This is a genomic window from Chryseobacterium sp. OV279, from assembly GCF_900128945.1.
Lineage (GTDB): Bacteria > Bacteroidota > Bacteroidia > Flavobacteriales > Weeksellaceae > Chryseobacterium.
In genome coordinates this window covers 676,289-692,907 of record NZ_FQUD01000001.1, presented here as the reverse complement: position 1 = coordinate 692,907, position 16,619 = coordinate 676,289, and the positions used below count along the sequence as shown (strand labels likewise).

The following is a 16,619-nucleotide window of genomic DNA, read 5'->3' as shown; positions in this document are numbered from 1 at the left end:
AGAACAATAAAAAGATAGGTTAGTTCAGTGGTAGAATTCCCGGCTCTTCACCCGGGTGGACGCAGGTTCGAGCCCTGCACCTATCCCACTTCTGATATAGCTCAGCGGCAGAGCACCCGGCTCTTCTTCCGGGAGGACACAGGTTCGAGCCCTGTTATCAGAACATGAAAGAAAATAAATACGATAACTCATCCTTTTTCGAACAGTATGAAAAAATGCTTCGCTCTCAAAAAGGGCTGGAAGGTGCCGGAGAATGGCCTGCACTGAAAAAAATGCTGCCGGATTTTACGGGAAAAGACGTTCTTGATCTTGGCTGTGGCTTCGGCTGGCATTGTCGCTATGCTGTTGAAAAAGGAGCAAAATCTGTTATCGGGGTTGATCTTTCAGAAAAAATGCTTGATAAAGCAAAACAGATCAACAACCTGGATGGTATTGAATATGTAAGAAAAGCTCTTGAAGACCTTGAATATCCTTCAGAAAAATTTGATATCGTATTGAGCTCACTGACCTTTCATTATGTAGAATCACTGGATACGCTTATTCATCATATTTATCAATGGCTGAAACCCGGCGGACATTTCGTATTCTCTGTGGAACATCCCGTTTTTACAGCACAGGGAAAACAGGATTGGATGTATGGTGAAAATAATGAAAAACTGCACTGGCCGGTTGACCGTTATTTCTTAGAAGGAAAAAGAGATACCACATTTTTAGGCGAAAATGTAATAAAATACCATAGAACACTGTCTTCTTATCTAAATACTTTGCTGAAACAGGGTTTCAAAATTAATGAACTGATTGAGCCGGAACCCAGCGAAGAAATGCTGAAAGAATTTTCTGATATGAAGGATGAATTGCGCCGTCCTATGATGTTGTTGATCTCAGCAGAAAAATAACGGAAACTATTATGAATATTACGTGTGATCATTGTAAACAAACATTTACGGCATCCGGAGAACAGGCTTCTTTCATTCTGGATTCGCAGAAAAAAGGAATGCGTTTTATCATGCTGGAATGTCCTTCCTGCTATAGCGGCTTCTCTCTGAATCCACAAACGATGGATCCGCCTCTTCCACAGAAAATAGTGGATGAGGATCATTTGAGATGTCCGGTCAGTTCATGCTATGGTCTGATTTCTTATGTAGAAGACGAAAAACCATTTTGGGGCTGTGGTGAATGCGGAACAGTATGGTTTACCCAACCTGATTTGTTTGAAGCCATCGAAAAAAGTATTGAAAAATATCCTTACCGGGCAAAAGTCTATACAAAAAAAGGAAATACTTTCTTTCCAGCTCCGTTAGAAAATGAGCCGGACAATTACGAAGAAACCGTAGCTAAAGAATAAAAATCTGAAAAGTCATAAAAATTAAAACATCATCTAAAACTATACCTCATGTTATTAGCGATTTTACTTCCCTTTCTATCCTTTATGATCCGTGGAAAAATTCTCACCGGAATCGTTTGTCTTATTTTACAAATCACTTTGATTGGCTGGCTTCCTGCAGCTATCTGGGCGGCTTTATCTTTAAACAATGCTAGAGCAGACAGACGCAATGAGAAACTGATTAAGGCAGTGAAACAAAATCAGAGATAAATTTTTCCTTTTTACGAAATCACTATTGAGCATAACATAGTAATGATAATTATTTATATCTTTGCATAACAAAATAATAATTATGATTACTCTAAAACTTTTTTCAATGTTTCTGTTGCTTTTCTGCAGTACCATTGATGCACAATTCCAGGAAAAGAAAATAGACAGCTTAATTACTACAGAATTCAACGATCCTAACGGTCCCGGAGGTGTATTTATGATTGCTCATAAAGGAAAAACCATATACCGGAAAGCTTTTGGAAAAGCCAATCTTGAGCTGAATATGAATATGACCCCTGATAACGTTTTCCAGATCGGTTCTATGACCAAACAGTTTACATCTGTGGCGGTCCTTATGCTTGAACAGCAGGGAAAACTGAACGTCAACGACCCGATTTCAAAATACATTAAGGACTATCCTTCAGGGGATAAAATTACCATCCACCATCTGCTGACCCATACTTCGGGAATTAAGGATTTTACAAAAATGAAAGCGATATCCACCATCGCACAAAAAGAAATGAAGCCTGAAATGATGGTTGATTTTTTCAAAAATGAACCTGTCGATTTTGCTCCGGGTGAAAAATTTGAGTACAATAATTCGGGATATGTGGTTTTAGGATATATCATCGAACTGGCTTCAGGACAGACGTATGAAGATTTCATCAGGAAGAATATCTTTGAAAAAGCAGGCATGACGCATTCTTACTATGCCACAGACCGTCATATTATTCCAAAAAGAGCGTACGGATATCATCAGAAAGAACATGGATTTGTCAATAAAACAGTGATCAACTTCAGTGTTCCTTTTTCATCCGGTTCTTTGATGTCTACGGTAGACGATTTGCTGAAATGGCAGAAGGCTTTGAACCAAAATATCCTTCTCAATCCGGCAGAAACTAAAAAAGCATTCCAGAAATACAAGCTGAACAGCGGAGAAGAATTCACTTACGGTTACGGATGGCACCTGAAAGATATCAACGGAAGCCCTGACAGGGAGCATGGCGGTAGTATTTTCGGATTTAAAAGTATGGGTGTCTATATTCCTGGTGAAGACATTTACGTTATAGGATTGAGCAACTGTGACTGCCACTCGCCGACAGAGATCACCCGAAACATAGCAAAGATTGCATTACAGTCTTTTAAAAAATAATCCCCCGAATGAAGATTACAACACCAAAAGGAAGATTTTTTGAATTCAGACAAAATACAGAAAACTGGGAAAGCCTTGACAATTTCTCGTACAATGGCTTATCCGAGACCGATCGAAGTCCTGTTTTCGGATTTGAGAACGATTTTCCCAATGAATATGTCAAACATACTGATTTTGAACAGCGTCTGGGAGAATTCATTGATTTTTACATAGATAACAGATCGAGAATCATCTCTGAAACGAAAACAGCCGTTAATGGTCTTATTGCCCATAATCACGACATAGGTAAAGAAGATATGAATTACATCAATTACTTTGTTGAAATTCTAAACCTCGCCTCTTATGAATTTAAAATTCATTTTGTGTTTATGTATGGCTATGTTTATTATGAAATTTCCTATCAATTCCTTTCGCCTGAAAACTTTCTGATCACCAAAATAGATCGTATTCTAACCCATTAATATTTTTTTATTGATCTCAATCACAAGCTTTAAATATACACGCTGAACTGAAAAAGCAAATAAATTTGTACGCCGGATGATGAAGTAATATCTTTATATCCCAATCCATTGATATGAAAAGAATTTCACAGATTTTATTATTTTTAGTAAGCAGTTCAGCATTTTCTCAAACACAGTTTAATATTGAATTGAAGGCATCTGCATTTGAAAAAGATTCACTGCTGTTGGCACCTCCGGCCACATCAAGAAACATTATTTCGATATACAGCCTTAATTTAAATACGGACAATAAAAGCGTTAAATCTATCGGAAATTCAAAGGGAGCACTCATTAAAATCCAGCCTCAGGATAATACGATTGGCGGAACAGTTCCCTGCCCTATGCCGATGATCATGATGGGTCCAAAAGAAGATAAGAAAGGATTTCAGCAATCGAAAATGTTCTTCATTGAAAATGGAAATTTAAAAATTCAGGTTGCTGACAAAAATTTAACATTGGTCATCCCACCGGATGCAGTCATTAATAACGACTATAAAAAGCTGAAAGAATATCTTCAACAGGCAGACGAAAAACTCAAACCTTTTGAACAAAATAATCCAGCGGACCTTGACAATAAAGAAAAACTGCTGAAAGCATACATCAAAAAAAATCCGGAATCTTATCCTGCATTCTGGGAAATTATAGATTCTTTTTCAAAGTATGGTTTTCATAAAAATTACCTGACTGATCTTCCCTTATTTTCAAAAAAGATAAAAGCTTCGTCCTGTTTTAAGGATTTTGAAAAAATATTAATCCTTGAAAATTCAACCAATGTGGGAGGAAATTTCCCCGACATCGATTTCGGTCCAGAAAGTAAAATTACAAAAGCAACCTTTTCAGATTATAAACTCACCCTGATCGACTATTGGTCTACCAGCTGTAAACCGTGCATTAAAGAGCTTCCCGAGCTTGTTAAGCTGTATGAAAAATATAAAGACAAAGGCGTGAATTTCATCAGTGTTGCAGACGACAAAACGCAGCAGAGAATGGATCTGGCCAATAAAATATTCAAGGAGAATAATGCCACCTGGAAAAGCTATTTTGACACTACAAAAGAATTCACTAAAAAGCTCAATGCCGGAGGATATCCACTGTTCATCATAGTAGATCGCAATGGAAAAATCCTTTCAAAAGAGCTGGGCGGACAGGAAACGCTGGAAGCTGTCATAGAAAAGCATTTGAAATAGTTATTGGGAGGGAAGCTGGAAATTACTTTTGGGCATTCATTTAAAACCTGCCGTCTTTTCGTTTTGTTGTAGGAAGTATGTGCTCCGGAACTTTTGCAATCGAAAGCAGAACAATCATCAGACAAATAATATTGACAGCCAAAGCAATCGAAAAAGCTTGGTGATAATTTTTTGATGTAGGTTTAGGTCCGAGAAAATAATAGAAAACACTTCCCACGACAATAATTCCAATGATGGCAGCTGCCTGTACAAAGGTATTGTAGACTCCTGAAGCATTTCCCGCCAATGTTGATGGCAATCCGGACAGAGCTATATTCGCCAAGGAAGGGATAATGGAGCCCACGCCGATTCCGTGGAAAAAAAGCAAGAGACAGAGCACAAAAAAAGGTGTTTCTTTATCTAATAAAAGAATCTGAAGTATCAGAACGGTCATAATCAAAACCAATCCGGTTATTAAAAACTTTTTACCGTACCTTAAAATAAATCTCGCGGAAAACACAGAAGCCAGAATAAAACCGAGGCCCTGAAACACAATGATTTCTCCGGCAGCCATTGATCCGATGTGCAGTCCATCCTGAAAAAAAAGGGAAAGAATATAAAAATAAGAATCCAGCATAATGAAGAAAAAAGAAACGGCTAATATTCCAAGATTGAAGTTTTTATAGCTGAATAAAGTAAAATCCATCAGATAAGATTTCCTTTGCATTAACCTCATCTTTTGGTTTTTGACAAAATAGATTAAAATAAGTATTGAAATCACGGCCAATACCATGCTTTTGACCTGAATTCCCTGATGCTCAGACAGGGTAAGTGCATAGGTAAAACAGAAAAGCCCGGAAGCTAAGACTGCTACTCCAACGAAATCAAAAGTCTTTTTTTCAACTGAAATTTTAGATTCGTTTAATATTTTTTTGCTGAAAAGTAAGGCTAACATACATACCGGAATATTGATCAGAAAAATAAGCCGCCAGGATTCCTCCATCCAGCTTACCGATGAAAAATAGCCACCCAAAAACTGACCTGAAATGGTTCCCACTCCAATGGTAATCCCATACCAGCCCATCGCTTTTGTTCTTTCTTCATGCGCTGAAAACAAAACCTGTATCATCGACAGAACTTGCGGAGACATCATCGCCGCACTGATTCCCTGAATAAAACGGGAAATAACAAGAAGTTCCGGTCCAGCCGAAATTCCACACGTCACCGAACTCAGCATAAAAAATACCAACCCGATCATGAAGATCTTTTTTCTCCCATACAGATCGCCCAGCCTTCCACCTGTAATCAGGAATGAAGCAAAACCAATAAGATAAGACGCGATCATCAGCTGCATTTCTCCGTTGGAAGCATGAAGATCACGCTGTATCGACGGAATGGATACATTGATGATGAAGATATCCATGATGGTAAGCAGTTGACCGGATAATATCACCATCAATTTCAAATATTTAGCATTCATTTTTATATAGATATATCTATTTTTAATTGAGAAAAAAAATTAAGACAACTGTGCCTTAATCATTTTTTGGATCTGATCAAAAGAATCTGTGTTCTTATTGATCGTAGAAGTAACTACGGCACCTTCTATCAAAAGAAAAATCTGTTCCGTAAGCATATCTGTATTGATATCCTTTTTATTTTCGGTTTGTTCATTTACCATTGTTCGGATCATTTCTTTTTGCTTTTCCTTGTGCTGTCTGGCAAAATCGGAAACCGCAGGACTGCTGTCTCCTACTTCAGCCACAATTTTTATAAAATGGCAGCCTGCAAATTTTGATGATTGTTGTAATTTTTTCCGGTAGTCTATCAGCGAAAGTATTTTTTCTCCCGGGTCAGAAATTTTGGAAGAATGTTCTTCAAAACCTTTGAACCACTCCACCTCTTGTTTGATCAGATAAGCCTGGAGAAGATCATTTTTGGATGAGAAATGATTGTACAGTGAACCGATCGCAATGTCTGCCTCAGCAATAATCTGGTTGATTCCCGTTGAATTGAAGCCCTGTCTGTAAAACAGATCCGAAGCCACCCTGATGATCCTTTCCTGTACTTTTTCTTTTTTCATTCCGAAAATTTTTACAAAGGTAGATTAAAAATAGATAAGTCTATCTATTTTTTTATTTTCCGTGGATCGTTTCGAATTGAAATGATATTTAGGTTTTGGCTAAAGCCAAATGGTATTGATTTTTTTTGTTGAATGGGCTGAAGCCCATCCCTATTGAATAATATTATGTTTCATTATCAACATCTACTTTCCAATGTAAAAATATCTACATAATTTTATGTTCCCTTTCGAAATATGCGGAAAGGGCTAAAGCCCATCCCTATTGAATATGATCATGTTCTATTATCTACAAATCCTTTTCAATATAAAAATATCTCCGTAATTTTCATACGTTATCTAATATGTACAGATGAAAAAACTAATGATTAAAAATAAAGAAATTCCGTTTGTACGATTCTTATATTGTACCCTTCTCCCTTTAACACTTCTATCCTGTACCTCAAAAGAAAAAAATATGAATACTTCTAACCCCGTTATCTATTTCGAAATCCCTGTGAATGATATGAAACGTGCTGAGCAGTTTTACACGAATGTTTTTAATTTCAGTTTTGAAAAAGAAGATATTGATGGGTATGAAATGTCTTTGTTTCCGTTTAAGGAAAAAAGCAGCGGTATCACAGGCGCTCTAGCGAAAGGAGATGTGTACCAGCCAACAAAAGATGGAGTTATTATTTATTTTAAAACAGAAAATATGGATCATTCATTAGCCAAAGTGGTTCAGAATGGCGGGAACATACTCTACCCAAAAAAAATCAATGAAAAGTATGGATTTGCAGTCGCAGAATTTGAAGATTCCGAAGGAAACCGGATTGCGCTTCATGAAACCCTCAAAAATGATTAATAATTCACTGCATAATATTTTTAATTTTAATCGTCACATATTTCGTATCTTTAGGTACCATTTTGGAAAAGATCATGTGGTATCAAGCAATGGCAGAAGAACTTTATTTCATCAAAACGAATCCGAATATTGCTAAAATCAATTTGTACAATAAACTCTGCCGTGAGGAAGAAAATATCCTAAACTTTCTTCAGGCTGATGCCAAAGTAAGCCTTGAAATTATCAAAAATAAAGTAAAAGATTCTGTGGAAGAACTTTCCAAAGAAGAGCTTTCAAGTATTTTCACCTGGTTCAGTAATGCTTATCCAACGGATAATGAAGAAGCTAAAACCCAGCTGTTCATCCATGGTCTCGATCTTTTCTATGAAATCCCGAAAGAAGAAAACGTACATTCTTTTCAGGAAATCCTTTCCGATTACGAGAAATATTCCCAACAGAAGCTGGATTTCAGAGTGAATTCTCAAAATTTCAATCAGTTTCTGATTTATGGTTTATTTTTTACAGACATTGCCCTAAAGGAAAAAGGAAGCTGTGCAGTACTTTCCCATTATTTAAAAACGGAACATCCGGCTTTGTATGCCCTTGCAGAAAAGCAGTTCCGTGCAAAAGGCTCCGCTCAAAATAACGATCTTGCGCTGCAGCATTATTTCGGAGAACTTTATGATCTGACGAAATATTATAAAGGATCTATCATCCAGCTTTACACCCCATAAAAAGAGGCTTTTTCAAGCCCCCAGAAGATTTTTATTTTTCATCAGATAATCCAGTGCTTCTTCTACAGCCTGCCCGGGACTTTTTGGATTGAATCCCAATTCATTTTTGGATTTGGAAATATCAAAATCCTGCTGAAGTCCGGAGAACATCGCAATATCTTTCCTCGTCAGCAAAGGCGGTTTCCCACTTAATTTCGCGGTCAGCTCCATCATCCCTGCAATAGCATACAGTAAAAATTTGGGAACTGAACCCGGTACTTTTACATTCAGTTCGGGATATAATTTTCCTGCTAAAATAGTGGTATCTGTGATCGTCATACACTTTTCATTAGCTAAAATATAGCGTTCACCGGAACGTCCTTTTTGGGCAGCGAGATAGCATCCTTCTGCAACATCTTTGACATCGATCCAGTTCAGGGTAATCTTTGTATCGACTGGGATTTCTTTGTTCAGAATAAGTTTCAGGATATTGTAGGAAACATTCAATGGGAAAAAAGCATCACTACCAATCATTGCGGAAGGCATTACGGAAACCAGTTCAATATCCAGCTTGCGCGCCAGTTCGAAAGCCAGCTTTTCACCATCGTTTTTAGAATTGTAGTACATATCTCTTCTGTCCGGATTGTAGCCACCACTTTCTCTTGCCGGGAGTTTTGAATAATTCAAAGCAGCAATTGAGCTCACATAAACTATTCTCTTTACACCGGCTTCAGCTGCCGCTTCTATCGTATTGCGGGTACCGTTGATATTCACATCATAGATTTCCTTTTTTGGATCCTTTGCCCACAGTTTAAAGGAAGCCCCTACTGCATAAAAAGTTTCCACCCCGTGAAGTGCCTGTACAAAAGAAGCTTTATCCGTGATATCGGCCTGCACTATCTCACAGTTTAATCCTTCGAAAGGTTTTGTGTTCTTCGTATTTCTTACCGCTGCCCGTACAGGAATGCCTTTTTTCAATAAAAGCCGTACTACATTATTCCCCAAATGTCCATTGGCCCCTGAAACCAGAGCCAGATTGTTCTTTATCATTGCATTGATTTTAATGCTGTAAAGTTCACCTTCCCTACTCCGGAACCACTTGACTTTTGTTAGTTAATGCGAAAGTTACGGGTATAAGTTTGAGAGTAAAGTTTTGTTGCTGGTTGATAGTTGCTTGTTGCTGGTTCCAACCGCGAAACCCGCATCCCGAAACTTTATGGCTTGCTGAAAATTAATGTAAAAGTCTCGTGTCTGAAATCTGACATCTAAAATCTTCATTCACCATTCACTTGCGAAGCAAAATTGACCATTGACTTATTAAAATTGATAGAAAATTGGAAAGGCAGAACTCATGGGAATTAGTTTGTTGCTGGTTGACAGTTGCTGGTTCGAACCGTGAATCCAGCATCCCGCATCCTGAAACTTTATGACTTGCTGAAAATTAATGTAAAAGTCTCATGTCTGAAATCTGATGTCTGCTATCTGACATCTAAAATCTTCATTCACCATTCACTTGCGAAGCAAAATTGACCATTGACTTATTAAAAATAGTCTGAAATCTGATGTCTGATGTCTAGCATCTTGGTTCTTGTTTCTTGTCTCTTACTCAGTTAATTATTTTCCTCCGAATCCTACTCAGACTTTCCGGTTTCATTCCCAAAAAAGAAGCGATATACTGAATGGGAACATTCTGAATGATTTCAGGATAATTTTCTATCAGTTGAAGATAACGTTGTTCCGCATTCAGGACCGATAGTTCTCTGGAACGGTTTTCATTGTAAGCAATAGACTTCTGAAACACTGAAATACTGAAATCTTTCATCGCCTGACTGCTGCTGACGAGCTTATCAAGATTTTCTTTAGTAATTCTTAAAAGACTGCAGTCCGTGATACACTGTACATAATCTTCAGATCTGGTCTGGCTGATAAAATGGGTATAAGACGTGAAAAATCCGGGAGGGCAATTGATGTGTGTTGTGACTTCATTGCCACCCTCATCCATATAAAACAGCCTGAGGTATCCTGAAACAATATAGTACAGATGTCCGGGAATATTTCCGGCTTCCTCCAGGAGCGTATTTCTTGGATAACTGACTGGTTCGAAGTACAGTTTAATCGTCTCAATTTCATCAGAACTGAAATTAAAATCAGAATTCATCTCCTGTAAAAGCCTGTCATGCATGATGAAATATTTTTCGGAATATCTTACAAAAATAGCCAAAACAAAACCTGATTTACTGAAAGCTTCTCTGTTTTTTCCAACTTTTTATGTAATGCCACCACTTGGTGAGCTGTTATATATGAAAAGCAAACCATGAACCGAAAGATTATTCTTCTTTTAAGTCTTGTCTCATCCACTTACTTTTTCGCGCAAAGCATAGAGGGAAAAGTTACCGACCTGCAAAACAAACCAGCCACGGAAACTGAAGTCCTCCTTACAAAAGCGGACACCAAATTTTCTGCAATCACAGACGAGAACGGGATGTTTAAAATTCCATTAAAAGAAGATGGAAACTATATTCTTGAAATTATCAAAGACGGGGTAAAAACCAACAGTGAAAATATTACTGTAAAAGGAAATTCGAAGAAAGACATTCAACTGAAAGAGGCTCCGGTAGAACAAAAACTGGAAGGTGTCACTCTTACTGCAAGAAAAAAATTATTTGAAAGAAAGGTGGACCGATTGGTCTTCAATGTAGAAAATTCTGTTGCTTCACAGGGAATTGATGCTGTGGAAGCACTTGCAAAAACGCCGATGGTTCGTGCCACGGATGATGCGATCAGTATCGCCGGAAAAAGTAATGTCGCTGTCATGATCAACGACAGACTTTTAAATCTGAACGGTCAGGAACTTATCAATTATTTGAAAACCATCCGTTCAGATGATATTTTAAAGATCGAAGTGATCACCACACCGCCAGCCAAATATGAAGCCGAAGGAAAAAGCGGACTGATTAATATTGTTCTTAAGAAAAATTCGAGTCTGGGCTGGAACGGCTCTATTCAGACTTCGGGAAGTTCTTATTGGGGAAGACCTACGACATCAACCAGAAGTGGTGCTACTTTTAATTATCAGGGAGAAAAACTTTCGATTACCAGCAATTTATCTATCGGTGACAATTATTGGGAAAACCGTTCTTATAATTATCTTACCGGAACTACGGACAACAATTACTGGAAAACAAACAGTATCAACACCAACAATTACCGTTATAAGGGAGGCGGCTTAAAGGGTGAATATAAAATCAATGATAAAAATCTGGTAGGGTTCAACTACAACTATTCTTTCAGTAATCCTATCGAAAGGGGTGAAAGCAAAGCCAGTATTTTCGACAAGGACGGCTATCTGGATGTTGCGTCAAATTTCAACAACAGAAACCGCAGAAATATTCATAATGCAAGTGCGTTTTATGATGTGAAAATTGATTCTTCGGGAAGCAAGCTGAGCTTAACGGCGAATATGATGCTCAATAATTCCAATGCGAGAAATTTCTACAATACTATTACTTCGGACATCGTTTCTACTTTTGCGAATCCGGTGAGTGAGTACAGAATTTATTCAGGTCAGGCGGATCTTGAAAAGAATTTCGGTAAGATTAAAACAGAAGCGGGACTGAAGTATACGAAGATCAAAAATGATTCTGAATTTAATTTCTTCAATATTGAGAATGACCAATATATTCTTAACACAAAAAGAACAAATACTTTCTTTTACAACGAACAGAACTACGCGGCCTATGCATCTGCCAATTTTAAGATCAATGACAAATGGGATGCTAAAGCAGGGCTTCGCTACGAATATACAACCCTGGAAGGAATTTCTATGAATGATGATTCCTCGGCGAAAATCAAATACGGAAAACTATTCCCTACTGCGTACATCAGTTATAAACCGAACGAAAATCACGCGTTTTCCATCAATTATTCAAGGAGAATTTCAAGACCGTATTTTGGAAATCTGAATCCGTTTAAATTTTATGTTTCAGAACTGGAGTACAGTACGGGAAATCCTTATCTGTTGCCGTCATTTTCGGATAATATGGAGTTCGGATATGTCTTAAATAATAATTTTAATGTCACTTTGTACTACAACAAAACAAAAGATGACTGGGACAGGATTCAGGTGGTGGAAGGAAAATCGAAATACAGCATTGTGAAAAATTTCTTCAATGAAGACCAGACCGGAATCAATATCAGTTATAATTACAACAAGTTGAAATGGCTGGAATCCAATGTTTTTGTGAATGCTTTTTATTCCAAAACAAAATCTTACGATCCAACGGCAATAGCTGCACCAAAGGGATACAGCGCCAATTTCAATGTTGATAATAATTTCTTCCTGAATAAAAGCAAGACCCTTACTTTAATGCTGGGACTTTGGAGCAATCTACCGAACAGAGACGGAAATACCTATTATTTTGCCAATACATCCGTTTATACCGGAATGAAACTGAATCTGATTGAGAAAAAGCTCCTGATCAACCTGTATGTGAATGATATTCTGAATACCAACCGAAACAAGGGAATAGAATATTATCCGAATTATGACGTTGAATATTACAATAAAGGCATTACCCGAAACCTCTATCTTTCCGTAACCTATAAATTCGGGAACAATAATGTAAAAGGAGCTACGAAAGAAGTAAAATTTGAAGAATCCAAGCGGGCAGGTGGAGGAAATTAAACTTTATTTTATAATTTAGAAGCAGATACATTTTGACCATGCTGCTACAAAAAATACTGACCGGCAGTTTCCTGATATGTACAGGATTTCTGCTGGTCTCCTGCCATAAAGACTATAACCCTGAATTCTTCAACGGTGAGTGGCTTTCCGATTCTCTGGTCACCAAAGACAATGATCATTGGCGGGAATTCCTACATTTTGAGAACGGTCAGGCAGCACGTACGACCTATTGGGGTAAAAAGTATCTGCTCAACAAGAATCTTCAGTTAAAAGGATTGGAAATTTATGACCGGGACAATGCCTTATTTCAAATAAAGGTTTTAGATTCCAATAAGATTATTGTAGAAGGAAAAGATTATTACGGAAGCTTTTTTCGAAATGATTTCCAGTCAGATGATATGAAAAAAGAAGTATCAATGGCTGAAGAAACGGAAAAGCAACGAAAAACACTACTTGGAAAATGGAAAGCTATTGATTTTAAAACAATTCCCTTATCAGACTCACCTGAAAATAAAATCATGGCTGGGTACCTGCAGGATGAAGAAATAGTTAATATCCGTTTAAAGGAGATAAGTTCACTAAATTTTAATTATAATACATTTTCAATCTATAATGCAGCAAAAACCTCATTATTTGAGTACAGTGCGAAACCTAATAAAATAACATTCAATTCAGGAGATGCTATATATTCATTTAAATATTATTTTCAAAAAGAGCGACTCATCATTGAATATCAGAAAACAATGGGTTTTCTACATATCCTCACGTTTGAAAAGGCTCAATAATATGGTCCTGTGAAAATAATACACCATACCTCCCGCCAGATAGGCCAGAACATCCAAAATATCTTCTGTAAATTTTTCCGAAAGCATTGGACAGATTACTTCAAACAAAATTGAAAGGTATAACGTTGAAGACAGAATAAATTTAAAATCGGGTTTCCAGTGATAACCGAGAATGTTATTCATCAGATATTCTATCAGATAAGTGTACATGGGAACCGTGATACAATCAGTCAGATGATTGCTGATTACTGGAATAGTAATTCCTTTCTTTCTCAGAAAAATAATCAATAGCCAGATGGCAAGCCCCAGCAAAAACCAGTATGAAATTTTATTTTTCATCACATATGAAGTATGGCCATGATGAATCCGATAATGATCTGCAGGATTTTCACGAGCGTTTCCTGTATCTCTTTTCCTTTTTTGGAGTCTCTGTTTTCGGCGGTTTCATAATTGAATTTTTTTTGTCCTTCCATCCCGGTAAATTTGATAAGGCAAAGATATAAAAATTAGAACAAATGTTCTAATTTTGAAATATGATTTAAAGTCTCTTATATTTGGATCATGAAAACCAAGGATAAAATATTATCAAAAGCATTGGAGTTATTCAATGAAAAAGGCTACAACAATATCACCACAAGGCATATTGCAGCCGATCTGAACATCAGTGCGGGAAATCTGCATTATCATTTTAAACATTCGGAAGATATTATCAAGATCCTTTTTTCTGAACTGATTCTTAAAATGGATGCTTTAATGAATGATCTCCGGATAATAGAAAATAAAACGCTGGAAGATCTTTATCATTTTACTTTTTCAACCTATGAGGTTTTCTATTCTTTCCGTTTTATCTTCATGAATTTCTTTGATATTCTTAAAAAAATTCCGGTCATAGAATCACAGTATGAATCTATTAACATCACCAGAAAAGATGAATTCAGGGAAATTTTCGAAGGTTTTCAGAAAGACCATATTTTCAGAAACGATATTCCGGATTTTATTCTGGGAAGCCTCACCACGCAGATTTTCATTATTGCAGACAACTGGCTCATCCACAACAGCCTTTCTTTTAAACTCAACAAAGAGGAGGCTGTAAAGCATTATGCGCTTATTCAGATGAATCTTTTTTATCCACTGCTTACCGAAGAACAGCAAAAAATTTATGAATTAAAATACATTAGCTGATAAAACTAAACCATGAAAAGCATACTATCAATTATTTTATTTGGAATCATCATTTCAACCTGCGGAAATAAATCAAAGGACGATACACCGGAAGCTGTAACGTCGGATAATACCTTTCTTTTGCCCTATCAGGTAGGCAGTCAATGGGGGCTTGCAGATACATTGGGAAATATAAAAGTACAGCCTCAATATGATGCTGTGATTGATTTTATGCTTTCCGATCCATCCTATACCTATTATCTGATGAAGAAGAAAAACGAGATCTGTTTTATTGACGCTGATAACAAAAGATATTTTAAGAACCTAGAAATTGTACAGTCTGCGGATCAGAAAATCCACTTTAAAAAGAATGGAAAAATAGGAAATGTATGGCCGGAATATCATAACGGGACATGGGAGATTGATGAGAACCCTGCTTTATATATCTATGATAATCTCTACGATCTTCCTGGTGATTTTTCCAGATACACTATGACTGAGATCAACGGTAAAAAGGGAATTAAAGAATTTTCCGAGGATATTATTCCTGCCTCCTATGATTCAATATCTTATCATAAAAACGGAAGTATCGTTACATTCAAAGGCTATCAAAAAAAGGATGGTAAAACAGAAGGAACTACCATTACCACAAGAGATCTCAATTTTCCGCCTCCTCCAAGTGTATCAAAAAAACGGAAACCTGTAGAACAGCTTCTTGCCAAACGGGAGCTTACCGGTGAAGACAAGGGCTGGAAAAAACTGAGAGAATACAAATATGCCTACGATTATGATGAAAGGTACCCTACCATTGTAAAAGACAATACGAAAGAGCTTTATGCCTATAAATATCCCAATACAGAACTTGATTTTGCTTATGATGATATTTTTATAGGACTGAACCAGGTTCACTACAATGATCCGGAGCGTGTTATTGTAGCCAGAAAAGGAAATAAATTCGGATTTATTGAAGAATCTATCCGCCAGAGATCATCGGGGTTTATCTATGATTTAATAGAGCAGCGGCTTTTTAAAAATAAAGAGGGACAGACCATCCCTTACCTCATCGCTAAAAAAGGAAAAAAAACAGGAATGATTGTTCCGAACGGTGATACCAAAGCAAAAGACAGCTATCTTACCGTAATTCCTTTTGAATTTGATGATATCACAGACCAGAAAATCGTTATCAGAAACGGGCTGTATGGAGTATGGTTTGATGTTCCACGAAAGCGGGTAAAAATAGAGCCCCGATATACAACGAAACCGGTTCTTTATAAAAACATAAGTTACAACAATAAGAACTTCTATGTTTATGAAGCGACCAAAAAGAACAATAAAAAAGTTCTGGTTTTTTCGAACGGACTGGAATTATACAAATAAAATAAACGGCAAAAATATTTGACATGATCATCAGAAAAGGCAACTCCAGCGACCTGACAGAAATGCGCACCCTTTTTACAGATACCGTTACGACGGTCTGCCAAAACGATTACAGCAGCGATCAGATCAATGCATGGAAATCCGGAGCGGAAAATGAAGAAAGATGGCTTAGGGTAATAGACAGTCAGTTGGTGATTGTCGCTAAAATAAATGGTCAAATGGCAGGATTTTGCACCCTCGATCATGGAAATTATATTGATCTTCTTTTCGTTCATAAGGATTTTCAAAATCAGGGAATTGCCCGGAAAATGTATACCTTTATTGAACAGGAAGCCACCCTCCGGAAAGAAAAAACATTGGCCGCTGATGTCAGTAAAACGGCCAGACCTTTCTTTGAAAAAATGGGTTTTAAAGTCATCAAAGAGCAAACTGTCAATGTAAAAGGAATTGATCTCACCAATTATAAAATGGAGAAAGACTTAAATTAGAGTTATGAGTTATAAATTATAAGTTATGAGTTTTGGAGGTAGGGAATTTGGGATTGAAAGTATATGGATGTAACAGGTAACTCTTGGTTTGAACC

19 protein-coding genes and 2 tRNA genes are annotated in these 16,619 nt (G+C 37.0%); 15 read left to right on the top strand and 6 right to left on the bottom strand.

Annotated features, from left to right (window positions below; translation table 11 throughout):
* Positions 1–13: 13 nt before the first annotated feature.
* The 8 genes from BUA72_RS03025 to BUA72_RS02990 all read left to right on the top strand — a co-directional run bounded on the left by BUA72_RS03025 (position 14) and on the right by BUA72_RS02990 (position 4,434).
* A tRNA-Lys gene (locus BUA72_RS03025) sits at positions 14–86 on the top strand.
* A 4-nt stretch (positions 87–90) separates the two neighbouring features.
* Positions 91–163: transfer RNA gene (locus BUA72_RS03020), tRNA-OTHER, on the top strand.
* 1 nt (position 164) lies between these two features.
* Positions 165–896 (top strand): class I SAM-dependent methyltransferase, encoded by a 732-nt coding sequence (locus BUA72_RS03015; RefSeq protein WP_072921754.1) that lies wholly within the window; start codon positions 165–167, stop codon positions 894–896.
* An 11-nt stretch (positions 897–907) separates the two neighbouring features.
* Entirely contained in the window at positions 908–1,345 is a 438-nt protein-coding gene (locus tag BUA72_RS03010; RefSeq protein WP_072921753.1) for a hypothetical protein, read from the top strand.
* A 48-nt stretch (positions 1,346–1,393) separates the two neighbouring features.
* The gene (locus BUA72_RS03005; protein ID WP_047450067.1) at positions 1,394–1,594 is read left to right on the top strand and encodes a YqaE/Pmp3 family membrane protein; all 201 of its coding nucleotides are present in this window, start codon (positions 1,394–1,396) and stop codon (positions 1,592–1,594) included.
* An 82-nt stretch (positions 1,595–1,676) separates the two neighbouring features.
* Positions 1,677–2,747, top strand: a complete 1,071-nt coding sequence (locus BUA72_RS03000) for a serine hydrolase domain-containing protein (protein ID WP_072921752.1) — start codon at positions 1,677–1,679, stop codon at positions 2,745–2,747.
* An 8-nt stretch (positions 2,748–2,755) separates the two neighbouring features.
* On the top strand, positions 2,756–3,208 hold the full coding sequence (locus BUA72_RS02995; RefSeq protein WP_072921751.1) for a hypothetical protein: 453 nt from the start codon (positions 2,756–2,758) through the stop codon (positions 3,206–3,208).
* Between the two features lie 113 nt (positions 3,209–3,321).
* Complete coding sequence (locus BUA72_RS02990; protein WP_072921750.1) at positions 3,322–4,434, top strand: TlpA family protein disulfide reductase; 1,113 nt, start codon at positions 3,322–3,324, stop codon at positions 4,432–4,434.
* A gap of 40 nt (positions 4,435–4,474) precedes the next feature.
* On the opposite strand, the gene BUA72_RS02985 is transcribed toward BUA72_RS02990, so the two are convergent.
* Positions 4,475–5,893, bottom strand: coding sequence for an MFS transporter (locus tag BUA72_RS02985; RefSeq protein ID WP_072921749.1), 1,419 nt, complete (start codon positions 5,891–5,893; stop codon positions 4,475–4,477).
* A gap of 39 nt (positions 5,894–5,932) precedes the next feature.
* Entirely contained in the window at positions 5,933–6,496 is a 564-nt protein-coding gene (locus BUA72_RS02980) for a TetR/AcrR family transcriptional regulator (protein WP_072921748.1), read from the bottom strand.
* Between the two features lie 454 nt (positions 6,497–6,950).
* On the opposite strand from BUA72_RS02980, the gene BUA72_RS02975 reads away from it, so the two are divergent.
* Entirely contained in the window at positions 6,951–7,337 is a 387-nt protein-coding gene (locus tag BUA72_RS02975) for a VOC family protein (RefSeq protein WP_072922477.1), read from the top strand.
* A gap of 89 nt (positions 7,338–7,426) precedes the next feature.
* On the top strand, positions 7,427–8,050 hold the full coding sequence (locus BUA72_RS02970) for a hypothetical protein (RefSeq protein ID WP_072921747.1): 624 nt from the start codon (positions 7,427–7,429) through the stop codon (positions 8,048–8,050).
* 12 nt (positions 8,051–8,062) lie between these two features.
* Here BUA72_RS02970 and BUA72_RS02965 read toward each other — a convergent pair whose 3' ends face one another.
* Both BUA72_RS02965 and BUA72_RS02960 read right to left on the bottom strand, forming a co-directional pair.
* Entirely contained in the window at positions 8,063–9,079 is a 1,017-nt protein-coding gene (locus BUA72_RS02965; protein WP_072921746.1) for an NAD-dependent epimerase/dehydratase family protein, read from the bottom strand.
* Between the two features lie 556 nt (positions 9,080–9,635).
* Positions 9,636–10,250, bottom strand: coding sequence for a Crp/Fnr family transcriptional regulator (locus BUA72_RS02960; RefSeq protein WP_228407831.1), 615 nt, complete (start codon positions 10,248–10,250; stop codon positions 9,636–9,638).
* A 93-nt stretch (positions 10,251–10,343) separates the two neighbouring features.
* Here BUA72_RS02960 and BUA72_RS02955 point away from each other — a divergent pair, with 93 nt between their 5' ends.
* Both BUA72_RS02955 and BUA72_RS02950 read left to right on the top strand, forming a co-directional pair.
* A complete protein-coding gene (locus BUA72_RS02955; RefSeq protein ID WP_072921744.1) occupies positions 10,344–12,713 on the top strand; it encodes an outer membrane beta-barrel family protein in 2,370 nt (789 codons plus the stop codon).
* Between the two features lie 38 nt (positions 12,714–12,751).
* Positions 12,752–13,498 carry a hypothetical protein gene (locus tag BUA72_RS02950; protein WP_072921743.1) on the top strand — a complete coding sequence of 249 codons (747 nt, stop codon included), beginning with the start codon at positions 12,752–12,754 and terminating at the stop codon, positions 13,496–13,498.
* On the opposite strand, the gene BUA72_RS02945 is transcribed toward BUA72_RS02950, so the two are convergent.
* Positions 13,466–13,837 carry a hypothetical protein gene (locus BUA72_RS02945; RefSeq protein ID WP_047450102.1) on the bottom strand — a complete coding sequence of 124 codons (372 nt, stop codon included), beginning with the start codon at positions 13,835–13,837 and terminating at the stop codon, positions 13,466–13,468. The genes BUA72_RS02950 and BUA72_RS02945 overlap by 33 nt on opposite strands.
* Positions 13,837–13,971 (bottom strand): hypothetical protein, encoded by a 135-nt coding sequence (locus tag BUA72_RS24730; RefSeq protein WP_262484390.1) that lies wholly within the window; start codon positions 13,969–13,971, stop codon positions 13,837–13,839. The genes BUA72_RS02945 and BUA72_RS24730 overlap by 1 nt, the downstream gene beginning before the upstream one ends.
* An 88-nt stretch (positions 13,972–14,059) precedes the next feature.
* Between BUA72_RS24730 and BUA72_RS02940 the strand changes: the two genes are divergently transcribed.
* Genes BUA72_RS02940 through BUA72_RS02930 form a run of 3 tightly spaced genes read left to right on the top strand, consistent with a single transcriptional unit; the run spans position 14,060 to position 16,524 of the window.
* Complete coding sequence (locus tag BUA72_RS02940; RefSeq protein ID WP_047450105.1) at positions 14,060–14,680, top strand: TetR/AcrR family transcriptional regulator; 621 nt, start codon at positions 14,060–14,062, stop codon at positions 14,678–14,680.
* Positions 14,681–14,692: 12 nt separating this feature from the next.
* On the top strand, positions 14,693–16,036 hold the full coding sequence (locus tag BUA72_RS02935; RefSeq protein ID WP_072921742.1) for a hypothetical protein: 1,344 nt from the start codon (positions 14,693–14,695) through the stop codon (positions 16,034–16,036).
* A gap of 23 nt (positions 16,037–16,059) precedes the next feature.
* The gene (locus BUA72_RS02930) at positions 16,060–16,524 is read left to right on the top strand and encodes a GNAT family N-acetyltransferase (RefSeq protein WP_072921741.1); all 465 of its coding nucleotides are present in this window, start codon (positions 16,060–16,062) and stop codon (positions 16,522–16,524) included.
* Positions 16,525–16,619 lie beyond the last annotated feature (95 nt).

Excerpts from the sequence above, each read along its gene's own strand:
- BUA72_RS03015 (WP_072921754.1), top strand. The coding sequence starts at position 165 with ATGAAAGAAAATAAATACGATAACTCATCCTTTTTCGAACAGTATGAA.
- BUA72_RS03010 (WP_072921753.1), top strand. The coding sequence starts at position 908 with ATGAATATTACGTGTGATCATTGTAAACAAACATTTACGGCATCCGGA.
- BUA72_RS03005 (WP_047450067.1), top strand. The coding sequence starts at position 1,394 with ATGTTATTAGCGATTTTACTTCCCTTTCTATCCTTTATGATCCGTGGA.
- BUA72_RS03000 (WP_072921752.1), top strand. The coding sequence starts at position 1,677 with ATGATTACTCTAAAACTTTTTTCAATGTTTCTGTTGCTTTTCTGCAGT.
- BUA72_RS02995 (WP_072921751.1), top strand. The coding sequence starts at position 2,756 with ATGAAGATTACAACACCAAAAGGAAGATTTTTTGAATTCAGACAAAAT.
- BUA72_RS02990 (WP_072921750.1), top strand. The coding sequence starts at position 3,322 with ATGAAAAGAATTTCACAGATTTTATTATTTTTAGTAAGCAGTTCAGCA.
- BUA72_RS02985 (WP_072921749.1), bottom strand. The coding sequence starts at position 5,893 with ATGAATGCTAAATATTTGAAATTGATGGTGATATTATCCGGTCAACTG.
- BUA72_RS02980 (WP_072921748.1), bottom strand. The coding sequence starts at position 6,496 with ATGAAAAAAGAAAAAGTACAGGAAAGGATCATCAGGGTGGCTTCGGAT.
- BUA72_RS02975 (WP_072922477.1), top strand. The coding sequence starts at position 6,951 with ATGAATACTTCTAACCCCGTTATCTATTTCGAAATCCCTGTGAATGAT.
- BUA72_RS02970 (WP_072921747.1), top strand. The coding sequence starts at position 7,427 with ATGGCAGAAGAACTTTATTTCATCAAAACGAATCCGAATATTGCTAAA.
- BUA72_RS02965 (WP_072921746.1), bottom strand. The coding sequence starts at position 9,079 with ATGATAAAGAACAATCTGGCTCTGGTTTCAGGGGCCAATGGACATTTG.
- BUA72_RS02955 (WP_072921744.1), top strand. The coding sequence starts at position 10,344 with ATGAACCGAAAGATTATTCTTCTTTTAAGTCTTGTCTCATCCACTTAC.
- BUA72_RS02950 (WP_072921743.1), top strand. The coding sequence starts at position 12,752 with ATGCTGCTACAAAAAATACTGACCGGCAGTTTCCTGATATGTACAGGA.
- BUA72_RS02945 (WP_047450102.1), bottom strand. The coding sequence starts at position 13,837 with ATGAAAAATAAAATTTCATACTGGTTTTTGCTGGGGCTTGCCATCTGG.
- BUA72_RS24730 (WP_262484390.1), bottom strand. The coding sequence starts at position 13,971 with ATGGAAGGACAAAAAAAATTCAATTATGAAACCGCCGAAAACAGAGAC.
- BUA72_RS02940 (WP_047450105.1), top strand. The coding sequence starts at position 14,060 with ATGAAAACCAAGGATAAAATATTATCAAAAGCATTGGAGTTATTCAAT.
- BUA72_RS02935 (WP_072921742.1), top strand. The coding sequence starts at position 14,693 with ATGAAAAGCATACTATCAATTATTTTATTTGGAATCATCATTTCAACC.
- BUA72_RS02930 (WP_072921741.1), top strand. The coding sequence starts at position 16,060 with ATGATCATCAGAAAAGGCAACTCCAGCGACCTGACAGAAATGCGCACC.